The organism is Pantoea phytostimulans (genome assembly GCF_046118715.1).
Classification (GTDB): Bacteria; Pseudomonadota; Gammaproteobacteria; order Enterobacterales; family Enterobacteriaceae; genus Pantoea; species Pantoea phytostimulans.
This window is the reverse complement of sequence record NZ_CP173700.1, coordinates 90,815-107,669: the sequence shown is the minus strand read 5'-3', so window position 1 is coordinate 107,669 and position 16,855 is coordinate 90,815. Positions and strand designations below refer to the sequence as shown.

The 16,855-nt window shown below is 52.6% G+C and carries 9 protein-coding genes; 6 read left to right on the top strand and 3 right to left on the bottom strand.

Translation table 11 applies throughout. The features are described 5' to 3' along the window. Positions 1-36: 36 nt before the first annotated feature. Both ACF2G4_RS21080 and ACF2G4_RS21075 read right to left on the bottom strand, forming a co-directional pair. Positions 37-1,320: an arsenic transporter gene (locus ACF2G4_RS21080; RefSeq protein ID WP_243079575.1), complete on the bottom strand. Its 1,284-nt coding sequence runs from the start codon at positions 1,318-1,320 to the stop codon at positions 37-39. Between the two features lie 98 nt (positions 1,321-1,418). Further along, positions 1,419-1,772: a metalloregulator ArsR/SmtB family transcription factor gene (locus ACF2G4_RS21075; RefSeq protein ID WP_243079576.1), complete on the bottom strand. Its 354-nt coding sequence runs from the start codon at positions 1,770-1,772 to the stop codon at positions 1,419-1,421. Positions 1,773-2,054: 282 nt separating this feature from the next. Between ACF2G4_RS21075 and ACF2G4_RS21070 the strand changes: the two genes are divergently transcribed. From ACF2G4_RS21070 to ACF2G4_RS21055, 4 genes are all read left to right on the top strand, one after another. Next, on the top strand, positions 2,055-3,215 hold the full coding sequence (locus ACF2G4_RS21070; RefSeq protein WP_409076269.1) for an IS30 family transposase: 1,161 nt from the start codon (positions 2,055-2,057) through the stop codon (positions 3,213-3,215). Positions 3,216-3,427: 212 nt separating this feature from the next. Further along, complete coding sequence (locus ACF2G4_RS21065; protein WP_332626194.1) at positions 3,428-3,862, top strand: MarR family transcriptional regulator; 435 nt, start codon at positions 3,428-3,430, stop codon at positions 3,860-3,862. 18 nt (positions 3,863-3,880) lie between these two features. Continuing rightward, positions 3,881-4,633 carry an NADPH-dependent F420 reductase gene (locus ACF2G4_RS21060; protein WP_409076442.1) on the top strand — a complete coding sequence of 251 codons (753 nt, stop codon included), beginning with the start codon at positions 3,881-3,883 and terminating at the stop codon, positions 4,631-4,633. 151 nt (positions 4,634-4,784) lie between these two features. After that, on the top strand, positions 4,785-5,549 hold the full coding sequence (locus ACF2G4_RS21055) for an NADPH-dependent F420 reductase (RefSeq protein ID WP_409076387.1): 765 nt from the start codon (positions 4,785-4,787) through the stop codon (positions 5,547-5,549). An 85-nt stretch (positions 5,550-5,634) separates the two neighbouring features. Here the strand turns inward: ACF2G4_RS21055 and ACF2G4_RS21050 are convergent, their stop codons facing one another. After that, a complete protein-coding gene (locus tag ACF2G4_RS21050; protein WP_409076386.1) occupies positions 5,635-6,540 on the bottom strand; it encodes a LysR family transcriptional regulator in 906 nt (301 codons plus the stop codon). 223 nt (positions 6,541-6,763) lie between these two features. Here ACF2G4_RS21050 and ACF2G4_RS21045 point away from each other — a divergent pair, with 223 nt between their 5' ends. Both ACF2G4_RS21045 and ACF2G4_RS21040 read left to right on the top strand, forming a co-directional pair. Next, the gene (locus ACF2G4_RS21045; protein ID WP_243079582.1) at positions 6,764-7,057 is read left to right on the top strand and encodes a DUF1330 domain-containing protein; all 294 of its coding nucleotides are present in this window, start codon (positions 6,764-6,766) and stop codon (positions 7,055-7,057) included. A 700-nt stretch (positions 7,058-7,757) separates the two neighbouring features. Then, on the top strand, positions 7,758-16,340 hold the full coding sequence (locus tag ACF2G4_RS21040; RefSeq protein WP_409076385.1) for a GH36-type glycosyl hydrolase domain-containing protein: 8,583 nt from the start codon (positions 7,758-7,760) through the stop codon (positions 16,338-16,340). Positions 16,341-16,855 lie beyond the last annotated feature (515 nt).

Genomic DNA, 16,855 nt, shown 5'->3' with positions numbered 1-16,855 from the left:
TAAAGGCGCTGCACAGTCGCAACACCGGGGTTAAGGTTAAACAGACAGGCGCAGGGCCAGCGCGGCCAGCGTCACAAAAAGTACCGGCAGGGTCATCACGATGCCCACGCGGAAGTAGTAGCTCCAGCTGACAGTAATATTTTTTTGCGCCAGTACGTGCAGCCACAGCAGGGTAGCGAGGCTGCCGATGGGGGTGATTTTCGGGCCGAGGTCGCAGCCGATGATGTTGGCGTAAATCATCGCTTCCTTCACCACGCCCTGTGCGGTGCTGCCGTCAATCGAAAGCGCACCAACGAGCACGGTAGGCATGTTGTTCATGACAGAAGAGAGCGCCGCCGTCAGGAAACCGGTGCCGAGCGTTGCGCCCCAGACGCCGTGCTCTGCAAACCGGTTCAGGGCGGCAGAAAGGTAATCAGTCAGGCCGGCGTTACGAAGACCGTACACCACCAGATACATGCCCAGCGAGAAGATAACAATCTGCCAGGGCGCGCCTTTCAGCACCTTGCCGGTATCAATCACGTGTCCTTTGCGGGCAACCAGCCAGAGAATACACGCCGCCACCGCTGCCACCAGGCTTACCGGCACGCCGAGTGGTTCGAGAGCAAAGAAGCCGACCAGTAGCAGGATGAGAACAATCCAGCCGGTTCTAAAAGTGCGCGCATCGCGAATGGCCTCACGCGGCGCCTTCAGTTTCGTCAGGTCGTAGGTGGCCGGGATGTCCCTGCGGAAAAACAGGTGCAGCATCACCAGCGTGGCGGCCACGGAGGCGATATTTACCGGCACCATCACCGAGGCATACTCGCTGAAACCCAGCTTAAAGAAGTCCGCCGTGACAATGTTCACCAGGTTCGACACGATGAGCGGCAGGCTGGAGGTGTCGGCGATGAAACCTGCTGCCATCACAAACGCCAGCGTGGCGCCGGGGCTGAAGCCCAGCGCCAGCAGCATGGCGATGACGATCGGCGTCAGAATAAGCGCCGCCCCGTCATTAGCGAACAGGGCGGCTACCGCCGCACCCAGCAGAACGATATAGGTGAACAGCAGCCGGCCTTTTCCGCCTCCCCAGCGGGAAACGTGCAGCGCCGCCCACTCAAAAAAGCCGGATTCGTCGAGCAGCAGGCTGATGATGATGACGGCAATAAAGGTAGCCGTAGCGTTCCAGACAATCTGCCAGACCACCGGAATATCCCCAATCTGTACTACGCCGGTCAGGAGCGCCAGAGCCGCACCGATGACTGCACTCCAGCCAATACTGAAGCCCTTCGGCTGCCAGATAACCAGTATCAGCGTCAGGACGAAAATCGCACCCGCCAGAAACATACTTTCTCCTTTTTAAATAAAGTTGCCCGTTAATCCGGGTTGATGATTATCCCGCACAAAACACATTCAAAAAATCGCATATATGATGGTAAAATTTTTTAAATGCAGACAGGCTTGCCGTTGGTGGTTGCGTTATCGCGTTCAGCCTGCTGGCTGAGCTTAAGGATGTCATCTCGCTGGCACAGGTAAGCCTGTTCAATTACTGCTGATGCCCAGGCTGGCATGTGCGGAGACAAACGGTAATGGATCCACTTGCCGTCTCGCCTGTCGATAAGCAGGCCGCTTTCTCTCAGTAAAGCCAGGTGTCGGGAAATTTTGGGTTGTGATTCCTTTAGCGTGGACGAAAGCTCGCAGACGCAGAGCTCACCTTTTTCGCGAAGTAACAGCACAAGGCTGAGCCGGGTTTCGTCAGACAGGTTTTTGAAAAGTTGCAGGGGCAGAAGTTGCGGCATGGTGATTCCTGTATACGATGTTAAGACAAGTGTCGTAGCTGGCAAACTTTGAGTCAATAACATATGCATAAAAACAGATATATTGATCTAAACAGGATTTATTTTTTAAGAACTGAATGCTTGTTATGCCTGCTCAGTTTAACGGAGTAGCTGTATCCTCTTTAGAATATTGAATGTCCGTTTTTCGCTCAAATCGAACCTTCCCGGCACTTATGTCCGCTCTGTGCTGTGAGTTCAACGGGTCGACGCAACGCTATCCTTAAACAAGGGGGGGACGTTGCCATGAAACGAAGAACGCGCATTTACTACACGCCAGAACAGAAAGCGATTATCTGGGACAGGTATAAGCAAGGTGATTCCCTGCATGATATCGCCAGAATGTTCGACAGATATCACTCTTCTGTTATGCCCACTATTCACCAAACTGGTGGTTATCGCCCTCCTGTCAGAAAGCGACACCGGCTGGCTCTTTCACTTGATGAAAGAGAGGAAATATCCAGAGGGCTGGTAGCAAAAAGTAGCATCAGGGACATCGCTGACAAATTATCAAGAGCCCCTTCGACTGTTAGCCGCGAGATCAAAAGGCATGGAGGTGCAAAACATTACCGAGCTGCAAAAGCTGATAAGGGCGCGTGGGACAGTGCCCTGAGGCCAAAACCTTGCAAGCTAATTGGATGCCCCGCATTGTGTAAAATCATTGCAGAGAAGATGTATCAGGACTGGTCGCCGGAACAAATCGCCGGTTGGCTTAAACGCTGTTATCCGGATAATCAGGAAATGCAGGTGTCACACGAAACGATTTATAAAACGCTTTTTATACAAACCCGGGGAGCTTTAAAAAAAGAGCTGCAGCAGTGCCTAAGAAGCGGAAGAGTAGTACGTAAATCCAGAACGACATCACTTAAAGGAAAGGGATTAGGCTCAATTCCGGATGCAATACCCATCAGCGAAAGGCCATCTGATGTTGCAGACAGAGCCATACCAGGTCACTGGGAGGGAGACCTGATACAGGGCTCTAAAAACTCATATATTGTCACGATGGTAGAACGCCATTCCCGCTTTGTTATGCTTGCCAAAATCAGTGATAACAAGACAGCCACAGTCATATCCGCACTAATCAAACAAGCCCGGCAGCTGCCTGTTGAACTGTATAAAACATTAACCTGGGATCGAGGGGCGGAAATGACTAATCACACCCTTTTTACTGTAGCGACAGAAATTGAGGTCTATTTTTGTGATCCTCAATCTCCCTGGCAACGCGGCTCCAATGAAAATACGAACAGATTGCTTAGGCAGTATTTTCCAAAAGGAACTGACTTATCGGTTCACAGCCAGCAAAGACTAAACAGTGTTGCCAGGCAGCTCAACGAGAGGCCAAGAAAAACGCTAGGCTATGAATCACCCGCAGAGCGTTTTAACCAATGTGTTGCATCCATCGGTTGAATTCACAGCCAAAAGCGGACGTTATTGACGCTAAGGTATATTAAGCAAAGGAGAATATGTCCTGCCCCCTTTGCAAAGCCATCGCATCTCAGCTGGCCAGCTAAACTTCATTACCGCACAAATTACCCATAGTGAAACCTTTCGTAACTGAGCAAGAACGCCTACTATTTTATCTAGTGCACTAGATAATCAAGCACCAGAGATTAAGAAATATGAAACCCAAAGAAAATATGGAAATTGGTAAGCAGCTGTCGTTTGCCCTTTATGGCGCTGCAAACCGCATGAACCGGCTCCATAAGCCGTTTCTCGACCCGCTGGGCCTGACGTTTCCCCAGTATCTTGTAATGCTTGAACTGTTCTGTGGCACACCACGGGCTGTGGGTGAGTTAGGGAGCAAACTTGATATGGACACGGGAACCATCACGCCTCTGCTAAAACGCCTGGAGGCTTCCGGCAAGGTAACGCGCACGCGCGATCCTGCTGATGAGCGTCGGGTGCTTATCACCCTGACCGAGGCCGGAGATGCCCTGCGAGAGGAACTCTGGTGTATCACCGACAAAATCAAAACCGCCTGTCAGCTCAGCGAAGAAGGGCTGGCTCAGCTGCGTGACACGCTGAATGCTTTGTCCCACCCGGCATCCGAATAAGCGGCGTGTCATCACTCCATAAACAAGGTACTTAATATGAAAATTGGCATCATTGGCGCAGGAAACATTGGCGCAACTCTGGCCCGTAAGCTTTCTGCTGTCGGACATGAAATAAAGCTCGCCAACTCCAGAGGACCGGACAGCATCCGTGACCTGGCTCGTGATGTGGGCGCAACCGCCGTTACGCGCGAAGATGCGGTAAAAGACGTTGACGCGATTATTCTTGCCATTCCTTTTGAAAAGCATCGCGGCCTGGCAAGCCTGTTCAGCCAGGTACCGGAGCGTGTCGTGGTTATTGATACCTCTAACTACTATCCCTTCCGGGACAGTGCCATTGCTGAAGTTGATAATGGCAAACCGGAATCTGTATGGGCGAGCGAGCAAACCGGACGACAACTTGTAAAAGCCTGGAATGCAGTCTTAGCCGCCACGCTGGCTGATAAAGGTCTTCCATCCGGCGCGCCCGATCGCATTGCGCTGCCCGTTGCCGGAGATAACGCTCACGCAAAAGCCGTAGTGCTTAAGTTAGTCAACGAAACCGGCTTTGATGCACTCGATGCCGGTCCTCTGAGTGAATCCTGGCGTCAGCAGCCCGGTACACCTGCCTATTGCACTGAGCTGGATACAGAGGAACTCAAAAAAGCCCTTTCATCCGCCGATGCCGCACGCGCCCCGAAAAACCGCGATGATCTGATAAAGGAATTTATGACCCCCGGTGCGAATTTCACGCATGAAGACGTTATCGCACGTAACAGAGAAGTGACGGCTTAGCGCCCTCGCCCCCTGCTTTTTTGAGTAAATAATGACAGGTCGGGGCGCAGGACTTGTCGGCATTAAACAGCCGGACTTCCATTTCAGAGGCGTCACAATTTGTATGTGAACGCCCTCTCTCTGAGAGCAAATATTCATTCAGGAGAAAACGATGAATCATTCTTTCCCTCTCAACATCGGTATCCTTGGCACAGGCCACATAGGTAAAACCCTGGCACGTAAACTGGCAGCCGCAGGACACAACGTAAAGGTCGCAAACTCGCGTGGACCGGAAACAATTGAGGCCGAAATACTGGAAACGGGCGCTCTGCCCGTTAAGGCTGAACACGCCGTCAGCGACGTTGATGTGTTAATACTTTCAGTACCGCTTATGCGGATCCCTGAGATTTCGCAGCTTATCGTAAGTCTGCCTTCTGACGTTATCGTGGCTGACACATCGAATTATTATCCGCACCGGGATCAGAAAATTGACGCGATTGAAGGCGGTCAGGTGGAAAGCCAGTGGGTTGAGAAGCAGTTAGGCTGGCCCATTATTAAAGCATGGAATGCAATTGGCTCCGGATCATTTGCAGCCAAAGGCAAGCCAGCCGGCGCAGAAGGCCGCATCGCCATTCCCGTGGCGGGTGATAACAAGGAGCATCGCAAACTGATTGCGAAGCTGGTCAGTGATACCGGCTTTGATGCCTATGATGCCGGCAGTCTGACAGAATCCTGGCGTCAGCAGCCGGGGTCTCCGGTTTACTGCACAGATCTGCAATACGATGAGATATCCGCCGCTCTGGCATCCGCTGAGGCATCTCGTCTGGCCACAAGAAGGGATCTTGCAGCCGCCATATTTCAGGAGCGGGCCGGCGACAACAGGACCAATCCGGATGCTGATTTTGGTGTACAGGTATCACGTATAATCTTTATGTAACTATTTACCGGGCGCTCAGAGAGGGCTTTACACATCCCTCATTCAGTACAGGAGTTCGTGGTAGTCCCGAAAATTAATGCTGACATCAGTCAAAGTAAGGTTTTAAAATTTCTTCAGTCCAGTTCATAAACGCCCTTACACGCTGCGACAAATTGCGCCGATGCGCGACAACAAAAGATGCCGTGAGTGGCTCGGGTCGCAGATCAGGAAGGACCTCAATCAGGGCGCCGCGTTTGATGTGCGGTAAGAGCGAGGAATACCCACCCTGGATTAGGCCCAAACCCGCCAGTCCTGCATCATGATACGCCGGCACGCTGTTGACCCTTATCGCGCCTGGTAGCATCAACGATTTGTAGCCATCGCCTGCCGGATACGCCCATCCGTCAGGCTTCGAACCAAAATTCCGGATGTAATGAACCATCCTGTGGCCTTGTTTAAGAAGATCATCTATCGTTTTCGGCACACCGAAGCGATCCAGATAGCCTGGGCTTGCTGCATTGATCATGCGTAGATGTCCCAGCGGCCTGGCAATAAGCGTTTCATCTACCACGGGCCCGAGACGAACCACGCAGTCAAATCCTTCCAAAACCAAATCAACACGCCGATCGGTGCTTGAAAGCTCAAGTTCCAGCTCAGGGTGTGCTTGCAGCAACTGTGGCAGGGCGGGAATCACCACGCTCTGCGCCAACACAGTCGGCATATCAACGCGTAACCGTCCCCGCAGTGGCATACCGAAATCAGTAAACATTGACTGCAATTCTTCAGCTTCCGACAAGAGATCGCGCGCGCGCGAATAAAAAGCCCGCCCATCTTCTGTCAGCTGCACGGTCCGCGTTGTCCGGTGCAGAAGCGTAGCGCCTACATCATGTTCGAGCTCACGGACCACCATTGAGGCACGTCCTTTCTGGATACCCAGACTTTCAGCTGCCTGAGTAAAGCTCTTCATTTCCGCTACGCGCGCAAAAATAATCAGCGCCTCCAGATTCTTCATTGTTCACTCTCAGGGTAACAGTGCGTTATTTTTTCCGTTATTTATTACCATTTTAATACTTAATAGACTGCTTTCACACCGCGTATCCCGCATAACGCTGTCTGAAACCTTTCATCTCTAAAGCACAGAATTAAACCCAACGTCTTTAATTCACCTCAGCTTTTTCGCGGCTATCTCTGTGATTACGCTGAAATACAACACCACTTACGCAGGATAAAGAGAAATGAATAAAGGTTATTTAATCGCTCACGTGACTGTATCAGACCCTGTCGCATACTCTGAGTATGCCCAAGCTGCCGGGGAGGCAATGCAGGATTTCAATCCGAAGATCATTGCCTGGTCTGGGCAGTATGAAAATCTTGAGGGTGAATCCCATGAACGGCATGTCGTTTTTGAATTCGCTTCTTTTGCCGAGGCCAAACGTTTTTATGAGAGCCCTAAATATCAGGCAGCCAGGTCAATACGAGCAGGCGCTGCGACCGGAACTTTTGTGTTGATTGAAGGCGCTGACCTTTAATACCAAGGACTATCATGTCCGTTTTGCGTTCACAAAAGAGTGTGCCCTCGCCTCACCCGCACCGTACCCAGATATGCCCGAAACAGGGCATATCCGGCCATAAACAACTGGATACTCTCAGCAGATGCCCGCACATATGACGGAAACCCGTTACTCTCCACAAGCGCCCCGGCTTTCTGAATATTTACAATGCTGCCGCTTACCCGCAGCCGGACTACCGCCGCCCGATATACGTCCTGGACGCGTCGCTGCTCCTGCTGCGCACCGCGTTGGATGGTATGGAACTGGATAAGCCCGGGCAAATCAGGATTATCCCTGGCGATTCATCGCACATTTTTTGCTCAGTGTATGATAGGATGAAGTTCATTCATTGAAAGGTTAATCGTTATGTCTTGTATCGATTCGCAATGAACCTTGGTGGTGAATCTACAACCACTGTTACCTGCTCTGTTAGAGCCTTTATGTCCTATCCCTTTTCAATAATTCTTCTTACGCAAACAATGCTTTGCTTTGGATTTAAAGTCCTATTTGTTGCTCTATGATGATCCTGAAACATACTCAGGCGAAAATCAGTAACCAGAACTTAAAAAACATACCAGCAGCTGTTAAATCCCTGATGCCCGACGCCCATCCTGAGAGAACGTTTCTGAACTGATTTCGCAACTGCTCCTGAGCATTAACGCTGCATCAGAGCCATCTTATGAACATGAAGCTTAAGAAGTGGCTCGGCCACTTCTCTACACGGCCACAAACATCCGAGTTCATCCCGTACCTTCCGAGCAATGACCCTGGCAGTGAAAATAGTTTCAAAGCAGAGCTATTTTCGACCTCTCAGATGGAGCGCTACGGACAAAAGCTGGCACGTTCGCATAAATTGTCTCCTGACAAACTGCCCTATTATTTGCTCAAACGCCTCGATAATAATGAGGCGGTAATTACGCAAAACTGCTACGAGCTCAATGCCGGGAAAAAGGCAAGCATCATGCCCGCAGGGGAGTGGCTACTGGACAATTACTATCTTATTGAGGAGCAGATCCGTATCGTTCGCCAGCACTTGCCGAAGAATTTCGGCAAGGGTCTTCCGGCGCTGGCCGCGCCGCACTCCTGTCCGCGTATCTATGATATCGCCGCCGAAGCGATTGCTCACGGAGACGGGCGCTGGGACGCAACAAATCTGACCAGCTATATCAGCGCCTATCAACAGGTGACGCCGCTTACGCTCGGCGAAGTCTGGGCTTTGCCCGGTATGCTGCGCCTGGCGTTAATTGAGAACCTCCGTCGGGTCAGTATCGATGTCGTAAAAGCCCAGCAAGCACGCACGCTGGCAGACAGTTGGGTAACGCGAATTTTCAAATGCGCGGAGAATGCTCCCGCCGACTTGATCATGGTAATTGCTGATATGGCGCGCTCCAATCCCCCGCTGAACAGTGCATTTGTTGCGGAACTGGTACGCCGTCTACAAGGGCGCGGCAATATGCTGACCTTGCCTCTGAGCTGGATTGAGCAGCGACTGGCTGAACAAGGCACGACCACCGACACCCTGATAAACCTATTCAATCAACAACTTGCCGCTAGCCAGCTCTCGGTGAGCAACAGCATTGCCGGTTTACGTTTACTGAGTGAAACGAACTGGGCTAATTTCGCTGAGGCCATGAGCGTGGTGGAGCAGACATTACGTCTTGATCCTGCGGGCACCTACCCCTTGATGCACTTTGATACGCGTGATCATTATCGCCACGTCATTGAGATCCTGGCCAGAGAAAGTCGCTTCAGCGAGCCAGAAGTCGCCCGCCGCGTGCTGGCGCTCTCCAAGGAAGCCGCCTCTGACACGCCGGGCGCCCATATTGGCTATTACCTGATGGGCGAAGGCCGTCATCAGCTGGAAACGCTTTTGTCGGCAGATACTTCACGGCTTATCCGTCTACGGCACAGTTTCAACCAGATCCCACTGGTTTCATGGCTTGGTAGCTTGTGTCTGCTAACCACCGCGATAACAGCCGAAATAGTGCAAGAAACGGCACACCAGGGAATGGACTGGCTACTGATACTTCTCGCTATCCCGCTTGTTGTGGTGATAAGTCAGTCAGTGACCGACCTGCTGAGTGAGGCGACCACCCGATTTCGCACCCCGCGCCCGCTGCCAAGGATGGATTTTTCTACCGGGATCCCGGAGGGCGCCGCCACCATGGTAGTAATCCCCTGCCTGCTCAGCAGCAGCGAAAGCATCAGCAAACTCATCACCAGTCTTGAGGTCTGCTGGCTTGGCAACCATAGCGAAAATCTCTGTTTCGCCCTTGTGGCCGACGTGACTGATTCGGCAGATGAACATTCTCCGCAAAATAACGCACTGATCGAACAGGCCATTTCACAAACGCAAGATCTCAACCGCCGCTACCCGGCCAGTCGCCCACGTTTTTATCTGCTCTACCGGGAACCTGAATGGAATCCGCTCCAGGGTGTATGGATGGGTTATGAACGCAAACGTGGCAAACTGGCCTTGCTGAACAGCTGGTTACGCCATCCCGAAGCCCAGTTTTCCAGTGTGGCAGGTATGCCTGCTGACCAGCTACCTGCGCGGATTAAGTACGTTATTACGCTGGACAGTGACACAGTTCTGCCACGCGATACGGCGCACAAACTGATCGCGACAATGGCACACCCACTGAACCGGCCCGAGTATGACGCTGCACGCCAACGGGTGGTTAAAGGGTACGGGATATTGCAACCGGGACTGGCGGAGGAGATGCCACGCAACGGGCAGGGGCGCTATGCCGCCATGAGCAGCAGCGTTGCGGGTAATAATCCCTATTCGATGATGTCTTCAGATATCTATCAGGACCTTTTTGGGGAGGGATCGTTTATCGGCAAAGGGATTTACGATGTCGATATCTTTGTTCAGGCCACGCAAAATACCTGCCCCGAGAATCTGGTGCTCAGCCATGATTTACTGGAAGGATGTTATGCACGTTCGGGTCTGCTGAGCGAAGTCTTACTCTATGAACAGTACCCAAATAACTATCTGTCGGACGTTGCACGACGCACCCGCTGGATCCGTGGGGACTGGCAACTGCTTAACTGGCTCAAACCCAACGTCAGAAAAGCGGATGGAACACAGGATAAAAATCCGCTATCTGCACTCTCTTACTGGAAATTATTCGATAATCTGCGACGCAGCCTGGTGGCCCCTTTCTCCTTGCTACTCCTGTTTTGTAGCTTGCTGTGGGTACCGAACCCATTTTATTGGCTAAGTGTACTGCTGCTGGTGTGGCTAATGCCTACAGTGCTGGCTGTTGTGCACGATCTCCTCAATAAGCCTGCCCGCCGTCCCCTTGGGCAGCATCTGCTGCTGGTCACTACCGGTGCGCTGAAGCGGTTTTCCCGGATCGGGCTCAATTTTACCACCTTGCCCCATGAGGCCGGCTATGCCCTGTACGCCATTGCCGTGACATTATGGCGTCTGGGATACAGTCAACGTAACCTCAGCCAGTGGGCCAGCCACAGTCCGGATAATGACCTGGCAAAAACCTCGCCTGTGCGGTTTTACCGGGCGATGTGGCTGAACGTGGTCAGCGGCGTGGCACTGATTGCCCTGACCGCGTATTTTGCACCGCCATTCCTGGCAATCGCTTTACCCGTCGGTGTGGTGTGGTGTCTGGCACCGCTTCTGCTAAGTTGGATGAGCCGCCAACCCGTACCGCATGCGTTCGCACCCAATAAAGAACAAAAACTGTTGTTGCGTCAGACCAGCCGCGAAATTTGGGCATTTTTTGAGACCTTTGTCACCGCGAAAGAGAACTGGCTTCCGCCTGACAATTATCAGGAAGCTTTACCGCCGGTAGTCGCACACCGTACCTCACCCACCAATATTGGCCTCTCACTGATGGCCAACCTGACTGCATGGGATTTTGGTTATATTCCGATTAGTGTGGTATTGCAACGCGTGACGCTTACCCTGGACACACTGGATAAAATGGCGCATTTCCGGGGTCATTTGTATAACTGGTATGACACCGTCACCCTTGCCGCACTCAGTCCACGTTATGTTTCAAGCGTCGACAGTGGCAATATGGCAGGCCATTTACTCACGCTTCGCGAAGGGCTTTCAGCCATGCGCAGTCAGCCGGTATTGAACCCGGTACAGGTGCTGGCGGGCCTGGACGATACACTGAGTATTTTGGAGAAGCACTGGGGCCAGAACGCCCCTGACAGTCTGCAAACGCTGCGTAAACAATGTCTTAATGCTGCCTCGCTGGCTCCGGCACAGTTGTTTATCGCATTAAAAAATATGCACACCCAAAGCAACCATCTGCAGGAGGCATGCAGTCACGAAGACAAACTCGCTCTGCGCTGGATAGAACATTTACAGAATCAACTGGCGCTGCTGTGCCATGAAGGGGCGCATCTGCTTGGATGGTTAACGCCAGCGTATGACGCAGAAGCCCTGCCCTCCCTTAGCTGGCTTGCCCGGGCGAAATTTACCGGAGAAGGAACGCCTTCAGCATCGGCAATCGCGCAGGCACGTATGCAGCTGGACATCATCACTGAACTTGAACAGCGGCTGCATGACCATGCGCAAATGGATTTCACGTTCCTGTACAGCGAAGCAACCAGCCTGCTCAACATCGGCTATAACTGTGACAGCAATATGCTGGATAAGAGTCAATACGATCTGTTGCCCTCCGAAATTCGCCTGACCAGTTTTCTCGCCATCGCGACAAATCAGTTGCCACTCAAAAGTTGGTACGCTCTGGGGCGGCTGTTCACCACCATTGATAACGAAACCGCACTGATGTCCTGGAGCGGATCAATGTTTGAATATCTGATGCCCAACCTGGTGATGCCCACCTGGCGCGGTAGCCTGATTGATGAGATGAGTCAGTCAGCGGTTATGCGCCAGATAGACTGGGGGAAAGAGCGCGGGGTGCCATGGGGCGTATCTGAGTCCGGCTACCACGCGTTTGATGTGCAGCAAAATTATCTCTATCAGGCATTTGGCGTTCCTGGCCTCGGCCTTCGTCGGGGATTGGCTGACGATATGGTCGTCGCCCCTTACGCCACGCTGCTGGCGTTAATGATCTCTCCGCAAAAAGCGTGTGAAAATTTGTTCAGACTGCAAAAAAGTGGCGCGCGCGGCGAGTACGGTTTTTATGAAGCGCTGGACTACACGCCGTCGCGTCTGGCCACCGGACAGTTATATGCCGTGGTGCAGTCATGGATGGCACACCATCAGGGAATGGCCTTTCAGTCACTGGCTCACGTGCTGCTTGGCGCCCCTATGGCGGAGAGATTCATGTCCAGCACGGCCTTCCAGTCGGCGAGCATGCTGTTACAGGAACGCGTGCCGGATGCGGTCGATCTCTACAGCCCGCGCCGTCATTTTGAGTCTCATGAAGGGATAGTCAAACCGGTTCGCTATGAACCCCGTATTTTCACTGGCGCTGAGAGTCCGGTTCCCGAGGTTCAGCTGTTGTCCAACAGCCATTACCATCTGATGATGACCCATACCGGCGGCGGTTACAGCCGCTGGAACGATCTTGCCCTGACACGCTGGCACAGCGATACCACCAGCGATAACTGGGGAACATTCTGCTATATCAGCGATCCACAAACGGGTGAAGTGTGGGGCAATACCTGGCAACCTATAGGCCGTGCCGACAGTAACGACGAAGTAATATTTACCGAAGCTGGTGCTGAATTCAGAGGTACCCTCGGCTTTCTTAGCGTCAAAACGCAGGTTGTGGTGTCGCCTGAAGACGATATTGAACTGCGCCGGATCACGCTGCTGCATCGTGGTCGCCAGCCTCGTACCATTGAACTCACCACCTACGCAGAAGTGGTGCTAGCTCCTGCCACCAGCGATCGGGCGCATCCCGCGTTCAGCAATTTATTTATCCAGACTGAGCTTATTCCCGCCCAGAATGCCATTTTGTGTCACCGGCGTCCGCGCGCTCCAGACGAAAAGAGTCCATGGCTGTTCCACATGATGGTGGTGCATGGCGACAACTCAAGAAGCGTCTCCTTTGAAACCGATCGGGCGAAATTTCTCGGTCGCGGCAAACGTCCGGTTGATGCACTGGGTATCAGGCAAAGCGGACCACTCAGCAACACATCGGGATCCGTACTGGACCCTATGCTGGCGATACGTCAGTCTGTGACCCTGCAGCCCGGAAAACCGGTCATCATTGATATCGTTTATGGTATCAGTGAAAATCGCCAGCTCAGCCTGGCGCTGCTGGAAAAATATCGCGATCATCCGATCGCTGACCGTGTTTTTGAACTCGCCTGGTCCCACAGTCTGGTCGTGTTACGACAAATTAACGCCAATGAAGATGATGCGGCGTTATTTAACCGGCTTGCGGGCGCGATCCTTTACCCTTGTCAGGAACTCCGCGCTGAGAGCCGGATAATTAGCAGTAATCGACGGGGTCAGTCGAGCCTGTGGGGCTGGGGCATCTCCGGCGATCTCCCCATTGTGCTTCTCAGCGTCACCAGCGAAGATAACATCCCTACTATTACCACCATGATTCAAGCGCACCGCTACTGGCGACTGAAAGGCCTGGCGGTGGATCTGGTGATCCTGAATGCCAACCCGGGTGGCTACCAGCAGGCGCTGCAAAATCAGATTATGGATCTGATTTACGCCGGATCTGAAGCCAGCCTGCTGGATAAATCTGGCGGGATTTTTGTACGTAATGGTGAACACCTTTCCGCCGAAGACAAGCTGCTTTTGATGAGTGTGGCGCACCTCTACCTCGATGACCGCGCAGGCGGCCTTAATGAACAGCTCGATCAGCGCATTCAGACGTCGAAAACGTTACCAAGGCCGTTTATTCCCTACGTTGTGCCGGGAACCAATCAGCATATTCCCTGGACGCCAGATACCGATCAACTCCTTCATTTCAATGGTCACGGCGGTTTTTCTCAGGACGGTCGGGAGTATCAGATTGTGCTCAGGGAAAACAGTCCGACGCCTGCTCCTTGGTCAAATGTGCTGGCAAACCCGAGTTTCGGCAGCGTGTTGTCTGAATCCGGCCAGGCCTACAGCTGGTATGAGAATGCCCATGAATATCGGTTGACGCCGTGGGAAAACGACCCCGTTAGCGATCGCAGCGGAGAAGCTTTCTATCTGCGCGATGAAGAGAGCGGCGCATGCTGGTCGCCGACCACCTTGCCGGTGCGCGGTCAGGGGGATTATTTGTCCCGACATGGTTTTGGCTACAGCGTATTTGCCCACCGGGAGAGCGGCATAGACAGCGAACTGACGGTGCTGGTCGCCGAGCAGGCTCCAGTCAAACTTGCGATCCTGACGCTCAGTAATAACTCCGGCCGCACGCGAAAACTAAGCGTTACGGGTTATGTAGAGTGGACCCTGGGTGAGTCACGAACTCAATCTGCTCTTCACGTTGTTACCCATGCGGCCAGCGTCGAAGGCGGCTGCGGTGTAATGGCAAATAACTTTTATGGCAGTAACGGAGCCGCACGTACCGCATTTTTTGCCGTCACGGGTGCTCACTGTTCGTTGACGGGCGACCGTCGTGAGTTTCTCGGCCGCAACGGTTCCCTGCAAAAACCGGCGGCAATGAATCTGCGCGCCCTGTCAGATAAAACAGGAGCCGGTCTCGATCCCTGCGGTGCGGTGCAGTCTGCAGCCACATTAATTGATGGTGATCAGAAGACATTTATTTTTGTGCTGGGCATTGGGGAAGATCAGGCTCAGGCTCAGGCATGCCTCACACATTATCTGAACGAAGAGGCCGCCCGCGAGGAGCTAGGTAACGTTCACCGGTACTGGCACAGCGTGCTGGATAAAGTCGTGGTCAGAACGCCTGACACCACCGTTAATTTACTGGTGAACGGCTGGCTGCTGTACCAGACGGTGGCCTGTCGTTTAATGGCGCGCAGCGGTTACTATCAGTCCGGCGGCGCGTTCGGTTTCCGCGATCAGCTGCAGGATACGCTGGCGCTGAGTCACGCCATGCCGGACCGGCTACGCGACCAGATTGTGCTGTGCGCATCGCGCCAGTTCATAGAAGGTGACGTACAGCACTGGTGGCATCCTCCGCACGACAACGGTGTCCGCACGCGCTGTTCGGATGATTATCTCTGGCTCCCGCTGGCTGTCTGTCACTATGTTGAAACCACGGGGGATACCGGCGTACTTGAAGAGCGCATACCTTATCTGGAAGGTCGGACGCTCCAGCCCGGCGAAGAGTCCGTCTACGATAAACCCATTATCAGCACCTTTGAAGAGACGCTGTGGATGCACTGTGTGAAAGCCATCAGACATGGCCTGCAGTTCGGGCTGCATGGTCTGCCCCTCATGGGCGCGGGCGACTGGAATGATGGCATGAACCGAGTCGGGATCGAAGGTAAAGGGGAAAGCGTCTGGCTGGGCTTCTTCCTGTACGACATTTTACAGCGCTTTGCAGACTTGGCTGAACAGCGTCAGGACGCCCAGATTGCTTCGCTGTGCCGTACAGAGGCGTCGCGTTTACAGAAAAACCTTGAAGCCTCCGCATGGGATGGCGAATGGTACCGGCGTGGCTATTTTGATGATGGCACCCCCTTAGGGGCGAAAGCCTCACAGGATTGCCGAATTGATGCTATTGCGCAAAGCTGGTCTGTGCTATCCGGGGCAGCCAGTCAGGAGCGCAGCATCCTCGCCATGCAGTCACTGGATAAGCATCTGGTAGATAACGAAGCCGGGATTATAAAACTGTTAACGCCGCCGTTCGATGGCCATGGGCCGAATCCCGGTTATATTCAGGGTTATCTGCCAGGCGTGCGGGAAAATGGAGGGCAGTATACGCATGGCGCAATCTGGGCGGTAATGGCTTTTGCGCGAATGGGTAATACTGCGCGCGCATGGCAGCTGTGGTCGATGATCAATCCCATAAACCACGCGCTAAATGCCCGCGATGTCGAGAGATATAAAACAGAGCCTTACGTTATGAGCGCGGATGTTTACAGCGTCGCTCCCCATATCGGGCGTGGAGGATGGAGCTGGTATACAGGCTCTGCAGGTTGGGCATATCGCCTGCTTACAGAGGAATTACTGGGGATTAAACATTATGGTGCAGATTTAGTTATACATGCCCACTTACCTCATGACTGGCCACCGGTTGGCATAACGTATCAATGTGGGCAAAGTCAGTATCACATCACCGTTTCGCAGGGCTGCGAGGAGTACCGGGTCGTCCTGGATGGTGTAATACTGCCACACGACCGGATTCCGCTGATTGATGACGGGCATAACCATACGGTCGATATTTTTCAAAACTGATACTGGCTCAATCAGTGTATTAACGCCTGCCGTTAATGCATTGATTGGCTTGGGGAAGAAGAATTGCGATTTGCCTCGGAGTTTCACTCCCTTCTTTGATTGTTTTTCCTGGCTCCTCTGCAAGCATGTAAGCAATGAACGGGTATTGGTGGGTCAACCTGCTCACCGACCACCCGAACGGCTTCTCTGGGTATGCTTTTTTAACTGGCGGTCATTTTTTGGGGTATCAGCCGGGAATGTCTTGCGCTTTTCATATAAATTCCCAAGGCATCCCTGAAAGCATCAGGATGAAATCAAGGATAATAATAAAAATCACAGAACATTGTTTAATAACGGCGTATGATTATTTATTACAGAGTTATGGTGTTAATTTATATTTTTTAGCCAGCTGTCGAAAAATAAAATAACAGGGAAAAGTTTACCTGTGCTTTTGTACATTATAATTGACAAAGCAACCGGTAATATTGGAAACGATACCTGTCTTGAGTGCCTCCTTTGAGGGTTGTTTTGTCGAC

What these genes read in the sequence shown, in the direction of transcription:
- ACF2G4_RS21080 (WP_243079575.1), bottom strand. Translation starts at nt 1,320, where the DNA reads ATGTTTCTGGCGGGTGCGATTTTCGTCCTGACGCTGATACTGGTTATC.
- ACF2G4_RS21075 (WP_243079576.1), bottom strand. Translation starts at nt 1,772, where the DNA reads ATGCCGCAACTTCTGCCCCTGCAACTTTTCAAAAACCTGTCTGACGAA.
- ACF2G4_RS21070 (WP_409076269.1), top strand. Translation starts at nt 2,055, where the DNA reads ATGAAACGAAGAACGCGCATTTACTACACGCCAGAACAGAAAGCGATT.
- ACF2G4_RS21065 (WP_332626194.1), top strand. Translation starts at nt 3,428, where the DNA reads ATGAAACCCAAAGAAAATATGGAAATTGGTAAGCAGCTGTCGTTTGCC.
- ACF2G4_RS21055 (WP_409076387.1), top strand. Translation starts at nt 4,785, where the DNA reads ATGAATCATTCTTTCCCTCTCAACATCGGTATCCTTGGCACAGGCCAC.
- ACF2G4_RS21050 (WP_409076386.1), bottom strand. Translation starts at nt 6,540, where the DNA reads ATGAAGAATCTGGAGGCGCTGATTATTTTTGCGCGCGTAGCGGAAATG.
- ACF2G4_RS21045 (WP_243079582.1), top strand. Translation starts at nt 6,764, where the DNA reads ATGAATAAAGGTTATTTAATCGCTCACGTGACTGTATCAGACCCTGTC.
- ACF2G4_RS21040 (WP_409076385.1), top strand. Translation starts at nt 7,758, where the DNA reads ATGAACATGAAGCTTAAGAAGTGGCTCGGCCACTTCTCTACACGGCCA.